At 61.2% G+C, this 12,100-nt stretch carries 12 protein-coding genes; 7 read left to right on the plus strand and 5 right to left on the minus strand.

The features are described 5' to 3' along the window. The first annotated feature begins 197 nt into the window (after positions 1-197). The 3 genes from AC1DIH_RS04150 (at position 198) to lapD (ending at position 3,280) form a co-directional block, all read left to right on the plus strand. Positions 198-785, plus strand: coding sequence for a UPF0149 family protein (locus AC1DIH_RS04150; protein WP_103315564.1), 588 nt, complete (start codon positions 198-200; stop codon positions 783-785). A gap of 10 nt (positions 786-795) precedes the next feature. Next, positions 796-1,191 carry a YbaN family protein gene (locus tag AC1DIH_RS04155; RefSeq protein WP_019692443.1) on the plus strand — a complete coding sequence of 132 codons (396 nt, stop codon included), beginning with the start codon at positions 796-798 and terminating at the stop codon, positions 1,189-1,191. Positions 1,192-1,339: 148 nt separating this feature from the next. Beyond that, positions 1,340-3,280 (plus strand): cyclic di-GMP receptor LapD, encoded by a 1,941-nt coding sequence (lapD, locus tag AC1DIH_RS04160; protein WP_477770697.1) that lies wholly within the window; start codon positions 1,340-1,342, stop codon positions 3,278-3,280. 45 nt (positions 3,281-3,325) lie between these two features. On the opposite strand, the gene AC1DIH_RS04165 is transcribed toward lapD, so the two are convergent. Both AC1DIH_RS04165 and AC1DIH_RS04170 read right to left on the minus strand, forming a co-directional pair. After that, positions 3,326-3,925, minus strand: coding sequence for a tRNA-uridine aminocarboxypropyltransferase (locus tag AC1DIH_RS04165; RefSeq protein WP_477770698.1), 600 nt, complete (start codon positions 3,923-3,925; stop codon positions 3,326-3,328). A gap of 14 nt (positions 3,926-3,939) precedes the next feature. After that, positions 3,940-4,833, minus strand: a complete 894-nt coding sequence (locus AC1DIH_RS04170; RefSeq protein WP_054596237.1) for a LysR family transcriptional regulator — start codon at positions 4,831-4,833, stop codon at positions 3,940-3,942. Positions 4,834-5,205: 372 nt separating this feature from the next. On the opposite strand from AC1DIH_RS04170, the gene speB reads away from it, so the two are divergent. From speB to AC1DIH_RS04185, 3 genes are all read left to right on the plus strand, one after another. Next, positions 5,206-6,156: an agmatinase gene (gene speB, locus AC1DIH_RS04175; protein WP_477770699.1), complete on the plus strand. Its 951-nt coding sequence runs from the start codon at positions 5,206-5,208 to the stop codon at positions 6,154-6,156. A 381-nt stretch (positions 6,157-6,537) separates the two neighbouring features. Beyond that, positions 6,538-7,917, plus strand: coding sequence for a sodium:solute symporter family protein (locus AC1DIH_RS04180; protein WP_477770700.1), 1,380 nt, complete (start codon positions 6,538-6,540; stop codon positions 7,915-7,917). 85 nt (positions 7,918-8,002) lie between these two features. Continuing rightward, positions 8,003-8,728, plus strand: coding sequence for an MBL fold metallo-hydrolase (locus AC1DIH_RS04185; protein WP_103315559.1), 726 nt, complete (start codon positions 8,003-8,005; stop codon positions 8,726-8,728). 73 nt (positions 8,729-8,801) lie between these two features. Here the strand turns inward: AC1DIH_RS04185 and AC1DIH_RS04190 are convergent, their stop codons facing one another. Both AC1DIH_RS04190 and ptrR read right to left on the minus strand, forming a co-directional pair. After that, entirely contained in the window at positions 8,802-8,930 is a 129-nt protein-coding gene (locus AC1DIH_RS04190) for a PA1414 family protein (protein WP_009042667.1), read from the minus strand. Between the two features lie 73 nt (positions 8,931-9,003). Next, the gene (gene ptrR, locus AC1DIH_RS04195) at positions 9,004-9,939 is read right to left on the minus strand and encodes a putrescine utilization regulator PtrR (RefSeq protein ID WP_477770701.1); all 936 of its coding nucleotides are present in this window, start codon (positions 9,937-9,939) and stop codon (positions 9,004-9,006) included. A gap of 103 nt (positions 9,940-10,042) precedes the next feature. Here ptrR and AC1DIH_RS04200 point away from each other — a divergent pair, with 103 nt between their 5' ends. Beyond that, positions 10,043-11,221 carry an MFS transporter gene (locus AC1DIH_RS04200; protein WP_477770702.1) on the plus strand — a complete coding sequence of 393 codons (1,179 nt, stop codon included), beginning with the start codon at positions 10,043-10,045 and terminating at the stop codon, positions 11,219-11,221. Here the strand turns inward: AC1DIH_RS04200 and AC1DIH_RS04205 are convergent. After that, positions 11,169-12,098: a DMT family transporter gene (locus AC1DIH_RS04205; RefSeq protein WP_477770703.1), complete on the minus strand. Its 930-nt coding sequence runs from the start codon at positions 12,096-12,098 to the stop codon at positions 11,169-11,171. The genes AC1DIH_RS04200 and AC1DIH_RS04205 overlap by 53 nt on opposite strands. Positions 12,099-12,100 lie beyond the last annotated feature (2 nt).

Here is a 12,100-nt window from a genome sequence, read left to right on the forward strand (position 1 = left end):
GCGGATTTGTCCGGGACCGTCGCGATACCTGCAGGGCTTTGCAAAACGCGCGAGTATACCCGAGCGATACCGGGCAATGGGGGTCACTGACGAATAGCCGCAACAACACACAATGCGGGCAAATCTGCCGTGCGGCTGGCCGGACCGCTCAAGAACGCCTAGAATTGGGCATCGTATATTCCCAAGGTAGCCCTTCAATGTCCTTCGCTGAGCAACTAACCCGCCTGCAAGCCTTCCTCGACGCCGACGAGCTGCATGACGAGGCGCTGGACTATGTGGCCGCCCACGGCTACCTGACGGCGCTGTCGATCTGTTCCGAGACGGTGCCTGATCGTGAGTGGATCGACGCGCTGTTCGCCGAAGAGCCGCATTATCGCGACGACGCCGAGCGTGCAGAAATCGAATCGACCCTGATTGCCCTCAAGGCTCATATCGCTCGCCAACTGGCCTCCGATGAAGAGTTCGAGCTGCCATGCGACCTGGACCTGGGCGAAGAGCCGGATGATTCCGACCTGCGCGGCTGGTGCATCGGTTTCATGGAAGGCGTATTCCTGCGTGAAGAAGCCTGGTTCGAGACCGCCGAAGACGAAGTCAGCGAAATGCTGCTGCCGATCATGGTCGGTTCCGGCCTGTTCGACGAACAGCCCGAGTTCTCCGACATCGCGGCCGACGCCAACCTGATGGACGACATGATCGTGCAGATCCCGGAAGCCCTGACCGCGCTGTACCTGCTGTGCAACGCGCCAGACGAAAAACCGGCGATCCTCAAGCCTCGTCACCACTAAGTCCTTGCCTGTGGCTGACCCCATAGGCAATCGTCCCCTGATCCTGCGCTATGTGCTGCTGGCCATCGGCTGGCTGAGCGTAGCGTTGGGGGTGATCGGGATCTTCCTGCCTGTACTGCCCACCACCCCTTTCCTGCTGTTGGCGGCCGCCTGTTTCGCCCGCAGTTCGCCGCGTTTTTATCAATGGCTGGTCGAGCATCCTCGACTCGGCCCATGGATCCGCGACTATCTGGACGGCAATGGCATCCCGCTCAAGGGCAAGGTCTACGCCATTGGCCTGATGTGGCTGAGCATCGGCCTGTCCTGCATCCTCGTCCCACTGCCTTGGGCACGCGGCTTCATGCTGACCAGCGCAGTGCTGGTGACGGTGTATATCCTGCGGCAGAAAACCCTGATCAAACCCTGAATACGCCTCGCCGCATAAGCTCATCCATCCCCCCGCTCCCGACAATCTGCCCTGCCTCCTGCAAAACAGCGCCTAAACTCCAGGCATCTGCACGTCTGCGGCCAGACATATCCCGTCGTCCAGGAAGGTCAACGCTCCGGAGCGTCTCATGTCGCTACTCAAACAGTTGTTTTTGGCCATCTGCCTGTTCTTGCTGGTCGCCTTCAGCGGCAGTTTCTTTGTCGGCCTGGAAAGCTCGCGTGCGCAGATACTCAGCCAATTACGCGCCCATGCCCAGGACACTGCCACCGCACTGGGGCTGTCGTTGACCACACAGATCGACGACCTGGCGATGATTGAATTGATGGTCAGCTCGGTCTTCGACAGTGGCTACTTTTCCAGTATCCGGGTCATCAATATCGAGGACGAGCGCGTCCTGGTCCAGCGCAATGCGGTCGCCACCACCGAACGCGTACCGGGTTGGTTCGTCGATCTGGTGAACCTGCATCCGCAAGGCGGGGATGCGTTGGTGATGCGCGGCTGGGAGCAAGCCGCGCGCGTTGAAGTGGTGAGCAATCCACAGTTCGTCCTGAGCAAACTGTGGGACAGTACCCTCGGCAGTCTGATCTGGTTACTGCTGTGCGGGTTGCTCAGCGCGATGTTCGGCGGCTGGTTGCTGCGTCGGCAACTGCGCCCGCTGGACGCCATGGTCAAACAGGCCGAAGCCATCAACAAACGCGAGTTTCTCAGCCTGCCGAAGGTGCCCAGAACCCCGGAACTCAAACGCGTGGTGCTGGCGATGAACCAAATGGTCGAAAAGCTCAAAGGGCTGTTTGCCGAAGAAGCCGCACGTAGCGAGCAACTGCGCGCCGAGTCGTTTCAGGACAGTCTCACGGGGCTGGCCAACCGCCGTTTGCTCAACGAACAACTCACCGATCAGTTGCTGGTGACTGAGCAGAGCAGCGCCGGACACCTGCTGATGTTGCGGATCAATGACCTGACCGGGCTCAACCAGCGACTGGGTGGCCAGCGCACCGATGCCCTGATCAGCGCCGTGGGTCAGTTACTCAAACGCCTGACTCAACAGCCGGATCGCCATACCTGGCTGGCCGCACGCAATCGGGGTGGTGAGTTCAGCCTGCTGACCCCTGGCCTGGACAGCAAGGACGCCGCGCGCCTGGCCGCAGAGATCAGCGCCACCCTGGAAAACCTGCGCCTGACCGGCGCCAGCGACTGCATGCCGGTGGCGCATCTGGGAATCGTCGCCTACACACCCGGCGAAGCTTCCACCGACATTCTGCTGCGCCTCGATCAGGCACTGACTCAGGCCCAGCAGCATCCCGAACGGCCGTGGGTGCAACTGCAGCAGTCCGATAACCCACCGAACCATACGCAGCACGACTGGCGCTCCTGGATCGATGACGCCCTGACTCACGGCAAAATGCAGCTGTACTTCCAACCCGTGGTGCAATGCGCCGACACCAGCCAGGTGCTGCACCACAAGGTGCTGGCACGCCTGCTCGATCCACAGGGCAAAACCATTTGCGCCGGGCACTTTCTACCCTGGATAGAACGGCTGGGCTGGTCGGCGCGATTCGACCTGGCAATGCTCGAACACACCCTCGACTACCTTGCCGAACACCCTTGGCCGCTGGCCCTGAGCTTGTCCGGCAGCACCCTGCGCGATGCCGCGCAACGGCGCCTGATCCTCGATATGCTCGACGGCCTGCCCAGCCTCGGCCCCTTGCTGACCCTTGAACTCGACGAACGCCAACTGCCGCCCCCCGAAGAGTTGCGTCAACTGTGCCTGAGCCTGCACAACACCGGCTACGGGATCGGCCTGCAGCACTTCGGTGGCAGCTTCAGCCAGATCGGCAACCTCACCCAACTCGGTTTGGCCTACCTGAAAATCGATGGCAGCTACATTCGCGCCATCGACCAGCAAAGCGACAAATGCCTGTTCATCGAAGCCATTTTCCGCGCGACCAACAGCATCGATTTACCGTTGATTGCCGAACAGATAGAAACGCCGGGGGAACTGGAGGCAATCAGGTCGCTGGGACTGTTCGGCGTCATGGGCCGGCTGATCGGACCACCGGAACCCATGTAGTACGCAGGCGTGGCCGCCCCGTGGCACGAACTAGCGTCGCCGCCTCTAGGCTTTGCCACCATGATTACGCTGGTACGTCTCCTCCCCCATCGCCGCGATCTGCCCTTCGATCAGCGCTTCAAACGGTCGCAATAACGGCTCGAAGGTCGTGGGTGCTTCAAGGGTTTGCAACGCCTGCACGATCGCCTCCACCGTGGACAACGCCCCAGGCCCCGGAGCCTTGCGCAACCGGTAACGCGAAACCGCGCCTTCGGCCAGCGTCACTCGGGGCAACGCTGCCAGCAATGGATTGAGGTGCAACATCTTGCGCGCCTTGCGCCAGGTGCCGTCCGGCACCACCAGCAGCAACGGTTGATCGTCAGGCGTATAGGCCTGCAACGGTTGCGCATCGTCGGCCGGGAACAACAAGCGGGCCCGGTAACCCGGTTGATTCAACAGACGCGGTAAATCCTCGAACACTTCGCCGACGACCAGCTCGGCATTGTTCAGCCCCAACGCCGCCAGCCGTGCGGTGTTCAACGCATGGTTCACCTCGCTCGGATGCTGCAACAGCAGCACCCGGGTGCGGCTGTCGAGGCTCGGAATCAACGGGCACAGGCAATGGGTTTGCGGGCGCAGGCAGCGGGCGCATTGAATTCTGGACATACGATTCCCCCCGATCAGACCTGATTGAGCTGCGCTTTGAGCAAATCGCGGAAGGTCTGGATCAACGGCTCGCGACTGCGCCCACGACGCACGATCATCGAAAACGGTGCCTGGTAGCCAAAGGTCGCCGGCAGTAGCACGCGCAAATCGCCCTTGTCGGCCCAGGCTTGAGCGTAGTGCTCCGGCAGGTAGCCGATGTAGGCGCCGGACAACACCAGAATCAGCTGTGCTTCCATACTCTCCACAGTCGCCGCGCTGTGCTTGAAGCCGTGGCGGGCCAATTCGGCCTGGCTCCAGTATCCGCGACCGACCATGCGCTGCTGGGTGATGACTTGTTCGGGAATGCGCCGCTCGTTGAACAAGGGATGACGATTGCTGCAATACAGCCAATGTTGTTCACGGTACAGCGGCATGTAGACCAGCCCGCTCATGCGCGTGGAGAACGCACCGATGGCCAGATCGAGTCGGTTGTCCTGCACGCCGAGTTGCAGTTCGTAAGGGCTCATCACTGACAGGTGCAAATGCACCGCCGGGTGCTCCTGGCTGTAGGCACCAATGGCTTCGGCGAACGGCAAGGCCTTGTCGCTGACGGTCGAGTCGATCACCCCGAGGTTGAGCGTACCGCGCAATTCGCCCTTGAGCGCCGCGGCGTATTGCTCGAAACCTTCAAGTTCACCGAACAGGCGCAACGTCTCCTGATGGAACAGCTCGCCCTTGCTGGTCAGGCTGAAACCGCCACGCCCGCGATGGCAAAGCACCAGCCCCAATGCCGCTTCGAGCTGGCTCATGTAGGTGCTGATGGCCGATGTCGAGAGGTTGAGCTCCTGCTGCGCATTGGCAAACCCCTGATGACGCACCACGCTGACGAAAATGCGCAACAGTTTCAGGTCGGGTAAAGCGTTGGCCAAGGTGAAGACTCCAAGTGAAATGCTGTTGTCGTCGCGACACAGCCCCCGTAGCAGCTGGCGTAGCCTGCGTTCGGCTGCGCAGCAGTCGTGATTGCGATACTTGAGCTTTCAGGAAAATTGAGTTGCCTGGATGGCGACCGCTCCGCGGCCGAACGCAGGCTGCGCCAGCTGCTACAGGACGTATTCCAGCTTTCATTGGGGGGAAGTCTATCTCCCTCCTCGCCATTAGTTTAGAAAAATATGAACTAAGTATTTGCCGGCAGCGATTCTTCTCCCACCCTGCATTTCGCAGAATCCGCTCAACAGGTGCCTGTGCGATCCCTTTGCGCGGTGCAACCCCATAAATAAAACAATGATGATGAGGCCATACCCGTGGACAAGATTCTTCACCAACCACTGGGCGGCAATGAAATGCCGCGCTTCGGCGGCATCGCCACCATGATGCGACTCCCCCACTTGCAAACCGCTGCCGGCCTGGACGCTGCCTTCATTGGCATCCCGCTGGACATCGGCACCTCCCTGCGCGCCGGCACCCGCTTCGGACCGCGCGAGATCCGTGCTGAATCGGTAATGATCCGCCCGTACAACATGGCCACCGGCGCTGCACCGTTCGACTCGCTGTCGGTTGCCGACATCGGTGACGTGGCGATCAACACCTTCAACCTGCTGGACGCCGTGCGGATCATCGAAGAGTCCTACAACGAGATCCTCGAACACGACGTGATCCCGCTGACCCTCGGTGGCGACCACACCATCACCCTGCCGATCCTGCGTGCCATCCACAAAAAACACGGCAAGGTCGGCCTGGTCCACATCGACGCCCACGCCGATGTGAACGATCACATGTTCGGCGAGAAGATCGCCCACGGCACCACCTTCCGTCGTGCCGTCGAAGAAGGCCTTCTGGATTGCGGCCGCGTCGTGCAAATTGGTCTGCGCGCGCAGGGCTACACCGCTGAAGACTTCAACTGGAGCCGCAAACAGGGCTTCCGCGTGGTTCAGGCCGAGGAGTGCTGGCACAAGTCGCTGGAACCGCTGATGGCTGAAGTCCGTGAAAAAGTCGGTGGTGGCCCGGTGTACCTGAGCTTCGACATCGACGGCATCGACCCGGCCTGGGCACCCGGCACCGGCACCCCGGAAATCGGCGGCCTGACGACCATTCAGGCGATCGAAATCGTTCGTGGCTGCCAAGGCCTCGACCTGGTTGGCTGCGACCTGGTAGAAGTCTCGCCGCCGTACGACACCACCGGCAACACCTCGCTGCTGGGCGCCAACCTGCTGTACGAAATGCTCTGCGTACTGCCGGGCGTGGCGCACCGCTGAGGCAGCGATCCCCAGCCTGCTTCAGCACCGCTAACGGCTTCGCTTTCTGCTCCCCGGCCAACCGCAGCTATCGCGCAATGCCAATCAGGCGTTGTGCGACAGCCGACGTTGTCGAGCCTGTTCCCAGCACCGGTGGCAGTGTTCGGGCAGCAAGGGCACGGATTCGTTCGCTAAAGCGGTCATGTGCAAAACCGCCTGATTCAAGCATTACCCGTAGGGACAGGACGTTTGTGGCGAGGGAACTTGAGCTTGCTCCCGCTCGACTGTGCAGCAGTCGCATTTTTGGGGCCGCTACGCAGCCCAGCGGGAGCAAGCTCCCTCGCCACAGCAAGCCTTGTTCCTACGAGACTCTTATAAGAAAGACAATCGGAGACACGCTTCATGGCTTTGGATTTATTCGTTGTACTCATCTATGCCGCCGGCATGCTCGTGCTGGGCTATTACGGCATGCGCAAGGCCAAGACCCACGAAGACTACCTCGTGGCCGGTCGTAACCTCGGTCCAACCCTGTACATGGGCACCATGGCCGCTACTGTATTGGGCGGTGCATCGACCGTCGGCACCGTTCGCCTGGGCTACGTACACGGTATTTCCGGTTTCTGGCTCTGCGCCGCGCTGGGTTGCGGGATCATTGCGCTGAACCTGTTCCTGGCCAAGCCGCTGCTCAAACTGAAGATCTTCACCGTTACCCAGATCCTCGAAAAGCGTTACAACCCGATGGCCCGCCAGGCCAGTGCGGTGATCATGCTGGCCTACGCGCTGATGATCGGCGTGACCTCGATCCTGGCGATCGGCACCGTGCTGCAAGTGCTGTTCGGCCTGCCCTTCTGGATTTCAGTGGTACTCGGCGGTGGCGTGGTGGTGGTGTATTCGACCATCGGCGGCATGTGGTCGCTGACCCTGACCGACATCGTTCAGTTCGTGATCAAGACCGTTGGCCTGATGTTCATCCTGTTGCCGATCTGCCTGTACCGCGTGGGTGGCTGGGATGAGCTGGTGTTGAAACTGCCGGCATCCAGCTTCAGCTTCACCACCATCGGCTGGGACACCATCATCACCTACTTCATGATCTACTTCTTCGGCATCCTGATCGGCCAGGACATCTGGCARCGGGTGTTCACCGCCAAGAACGAAAAAGTCGCTCAGTACGCAGGCACCATTTCCGGCTTCTATTGCATCCTCTACGGTCTGGCCTGCGCGCTGATCGGTATGGCTGCGCACGTGCTGATCCCGGACCTGGACAACGTCAACAACGCCTTCGCCGCAATCGTCAAACTGTCCTTGCCTGACGGTATCCGTGGCCTGGTCATCGCTGCAGCCCTGGCGGCCATGATGTCCACCGCCAGCGCTGGCCTGCTCGCCGCCTCCACCACCCTGACCGAAGACCTGCTGCCAAAACTGCGCGGTGGCAAACAGTCGAGCCTGAGCATCAACCGCCTGTTCACCCTGCTGACCGGTATTGTCGTGCTCGGTATCGCGTTGGTGGTGAGTGACGTGATCAGTGCCCTGACCCTGGCCTACAACCTGTTAGTGGGCGGCATGCTGGTTCCGTTGATCGGGGCCATTTTCTGGAAACGTGCAACCACCTCCGGCGCTATCGCCAGCATGGGCCTGGGCTTCGTGACCGCCCTGGTGTTCATGTTCAAGGATGGCCTGGATGCCAACACCCCGATCTACTACAGCCTGGCGATCGGCCTGGTGAGTTTCGTCGTGGTCAGCCTGCTGTCCCCTCGCCCGGTTGCCGAGGCGAACGCGATCTAACCTCAGGTTAGACGCCATACACCTTTCTTCGGCGGGTGCAGCGTCGGTTGCTGCACCCGTTTTTTTTCGTCTGGAGAAAAGTCCCATGAAGATCGTCAGTCGCGACCAATGGTTCGAAGTCAAACACCTGAGCGACGGCATTCGGCTGATTCACGAGCCCTATATTCGACCATTCTACCGCTGCAACCTGTGGCACATTCAGGGCCGCGACAAAGACCTGCTGCTCGATAGCGGCTCGGGCCTGGTCAGCCTGCGCGAGCAACTGCCCTGGCTGACCGACCGGCCGCTGGTGGCCGTGGCCAGTCATTGCCATTTCGACCATATCGCCGGCCATCACGAATTCCCCGAGCGGCTGGTGCATCCGGCCGAAGCGCAGATCCTCGCCGAACCCGACGGCGACAACACCCTTTCCAGGGCGTTTGTCGGCGACGAGATGTTCGAAGCCCACCCCGATTGCCCGCTGTGCTACGCCGAATACCGGGTCAAAGCCGCACCCGCCACGGGATTGATCGAAGAAGGTGACGTGCTGGATCTGGGTAATCGAACCTTGCAGGTGCTGCACACTCCCGGTCATTCACCGGGTGGTATCAGCCTTTTTGAAGTTGCCACCGGCACGCTGTTCAGCGGCGACATCATCTACGACGGACCGCTGGTCGAAGACGCCTACCACTCCAACCTCGAGGATTACGCCCGCAGCCTGCAACGCTTGCGCTCGTTGCCGATTCGCACCGTGCATGGCGGACATTTCGGGAGTTTTTCCGGGGAGAAGTTGCACACGATGATTGACCAGTGGCTGCAACAGCACGCTTGAGGCGAGTGCGCTAGCGCAGCCGCGCCTCCGACGCGGTGGTCGAAGGCTGCGATCTATTCACGCCTTGCCTCGTTTACCGGCGGCGTTGCTGACGGCGACGTTGCTCATCGTCGGTGCGGATGGGCACGGGTTGCAGAGGTGGTTCGATCAAACCAAGCGCGACACCGAGGTCATGGAGCCAGTTTTGCAATTTCTCTTTCATGGTGCCCCCCCTTCAGGGTAGTGCTGAGCGACCGTGTTCTATAGACGCTTCATACAGATAGTAGTCCGAAGTCTTACGCAATGCTCGCCTCAATAGGCAAAGATCTGTTACCGAATTCATCAAAATCAGCCCCCACCGGGCGGCCACTACCGAATACCGCTTGTTGCACCTCGATCCAGGCATTGAGATTGGCGCCGAGCATGCCCTTGCGCCACATCAGCCAGGTGGTGGCACTGGCGAAAGGCTCGGCCAATGGATGAACGGCCACACTCTCGCGCCCCGGCAGACTGGCCAGCATCGACTCGGACATCAGCGCCACGCCGGAACCGGCAATCACACACGCCAGCATCCCCTGATAGGACTCGATTTCCATCGCCCGCCCCATCGCCGCATGATCATGGGCGAACCAGGCCTCCAGGCGCATCCGATATGAACAGCCCTGGCGAAAGGTGAACACCGAGCGCCCCTGCACATCCAGCGCACTGCGTACCGGCGGGTGATCGGCTTCGCTGATCAGCACCAGTTTTTCGTCACACAGCGGCACCCCGTCGAGCCCGGCCAGTTGCAGCGGGCCATCGACCAGCGCGGCATCCAGGCGTCCGGTGAGCAGGCCTTCAAGCAATTCGCCACTGGGCGCCGACTGCACTTGCAGGTTCACCGCCGGATAAGTGCGGTGATAGCGCGCCAGCAAACCCGGCAAGTGAATCGCCGCGGTGCTGTACATGGTGCCCAGCACAAAATCGCCGGCCGGTTGCCCGCCCTGCACGGCTGCGTGGGCTTCGTCATGCAGGGCAAACAGCTTGGCGGTGTAGTCCAACAGCACTTTGCCTGCGGGCGACAACTGCAAACGCTGACGCTCACGCAAGAACAGTTCTACACCCAGCTGATCTTCAAGCTGCTTGAGCCGGGTCGACAGATTGGACGGCACCCGATGCAAGCGTTCGGCGGCGCGGGTGATGGAACCTTCCTCGGCCACCGCCTGGAAGATGCGCAATTGGCTGAACTCCACACCTTTCTCCAAATAAGAACAAGTTACTCACTATTATTCATTTTTAAAGAAAGTCAATCAGTCCTAGCCTGACGGTCATTGCTCCGTTGCAGGAATCCCGACCATGTCGCCGCTTATACGCTTACTCGCCAGCTTCATTGCCTTGATGATGGCCATGGGCATTGGGCGCTTTGCGCTCACTCCGCAGCTGCCGCATTTGCTGAGCGAAGGTCAGATCGACCTGACTGCCGCGGGTCTGATTGCGGCAGCCAATTACCTGGGCTACTTCATCGGTGCCGTGGACGCGATGTTCGCCCGTCGCCCCGAGCAAGTCCGCCGGCGCTTGCTCGGCGGATTGTGGCTGTGCGTGCTACTGACGCTCGCCTCGTTCTGGGCCACGGGCTTCTGGCCGCATCTGGTTTTGCGCTTCGGTACCGGCGTAGCCAGCGCCTGGGTGCTGGTGATGATCACCGCGTTGAGCCAGCCATTGGCGATGGCCGCCGGACGTCCACGGCTCGGCGCACTGGTATTCGCCGGACCGGGCCTGGGGATTTTTCTGACGGGTTTGCTCGCACTTGGCTCGAACCTGTTGGGACAAAGCTCCGCAACCTTGTGGCTGGTGTATGCCGGCGTAGGCCTGGCAATGCTGTTGGTGATTCTGCCGATCCTGCCGCAACCGACTGCGAGCGTGGCAGCCACAACAACGGCCGGCGCCTCAAAGAGTGCCGGTATCCCGCGACTGGGCTTGATCTACGCGCTGTACGGCCTGGGCTACATCATTCCGGCGACCTTCCTGTCGCAGATGGCCAGTGCCCGTTTTCACGGTCAATGGCAGGCCGATCTGTTCTGGCCATGTTTTGGCCTGGCGTCCGCCACCGGTGTGCTGCTGGTGAGTTTGCGCCGGCATAACCCCAACGCCACGCGTCACTGGCTGATCGCGACGTTGTGGCTGCAAGCGGCCGGGGTCTTCGCTTGCCTGCTGGGCAGCGGTCTCGGTCTGGCGCTGGGGGTGATTCTCTGTGGCACGCCGTTTCTGGCCTGCATGCAATTGGTGATGCAGCGCTCGCGAGAACTGGCGCCGCAGGCCACCCAGCGCAATGCCGGCCTGCTGACCGCGTGTTTTGCCGTGGGTCAGCTCAGCGGGCCGTTGCTGGCAGCGCTGAGCAGCCACTTCAGTGGTGGCTTGCAACCGGCGTTGATGATGGCGGGCAGCGGTCTGCTGGTAGCCGGTGGTTTGCTGCTGCGTCCACTCAACGCTCCAGCATTGTGCGCAAACGACGGCGCACCCACTGTTCTGCGCTGACAAAGGTGATGCCGAGCAACACCAGTACGGCACCAACGACGAAATTGACACTCAACGGTTCACCGAGCAGCAACACCCCGAAGGTGACACCGAACAGCGGCGTCATGAAAGAGAACACCGCGAGGTTCGACGCCAGGTAACGGCGCAGCAGCCAGAACCACGTCAGGTAGCTGAAAAACGACACCACCAGCCCCTGGAACAGCACGCTGGCCACCGCCACGTTAGTCAGGTGGACGTGGGTGATCTGCCCGCTGAGTGCGGCAATCAGCAGCAGGCCGAGAAAGCCGACGATCAGTTGATAAAACAGGGTCAAGGTCGCCGGTGCCTCCGATAGCCGTGAGGCGCGCACGACCACGGTGGTCGCGCCCCAGGCGGCGCCGGCCAACACACCGAACGCATCGCCGAGCAGCATCCGCCGGTCCAGATTGTCCCAGGACACGCCCCCGGCGAATGCCACGGCAATACCGACAAACGCCAGCAAAATCCCCAGCCATTGCAACCGTCGCAAACGCTCGCTCGGCAGTAGCCAGTGCACGCCCAATGCGGTGAAGATCGGCGCGGTATAGAGGAACACCGACATGTGCGCCGCCGTGGTCAGTTTCAGGCCTTCGGCGATGAACAAAAACTCGGTGGCAAACAGACCGCCCGCCAGCAAACCGCCGCGCCAGGTGCTGCCAACCTGGTTCCAGCCGCCCTTCCAGCAGATCAGCAAACCCACCAGCAATGCGGAAATCCCGGAACGTGCGGCGGCCTGCATCACGGGTGCGATGTCCGCCGCCGCCCATTTGATCATGACCTGCTGGATACCCCAGACCAGGCACAACCCGAACATCACTTGCAGGGCAAAACCATCGGCGCTGCGCCGAGTGGCAATCACCG

The organism is Pseudomonas sp. 05N36, assembly GCF_056397385.1.

Excerpts from the sequence above, each read along its gene's own strand:
- AC1DIH_RS04150 (WP_103315564.1), top strand. The coding sequence starts at position 198 with ATGTCCTTCGCTGAGCAACTAACCCGCCTGCAAGCCTTCCTCGACGCC.
- lapD (WP_477770697.1), top strand. The coding sequence starts at position 1,340 with ATGTCGCTACTCAAACAGTTGTTTTTGGCCATCTGCCTGTTCTTGCTG.
- AC1DIH_RS04165 (WP_477770698.1), bottom strand. The coding sequence starts at position 3,925 with ATGTCCAGAATTCAATGCGCCCGCTGCCTGCGCCCGCAAACCCATTGC.
- AC1DIH_RS04185 (WP_103315559.1), top strand. The coding sequence starts at position 8,003 with ATGAAGATCGTCAGTCGCGACCAATGGTTCGAAGTCAAACACCTGAGC.
- AC1DIH_RS04190 (WP_009042667.1), bottom strand. The coding sequence starts at position 8,930 with ATGAAAGAGAAATTGCAAAACTGGCTCCATGACCTCGGTGTCGCGCTT.
- AC1DIH_RS04200 (WP_477770702.1), top strand. The coding sequence starts at position 10,043 with ATGTCGCCGCTTATACGCTTACTCGCCAGCTTCATTGCCTTGATGATG.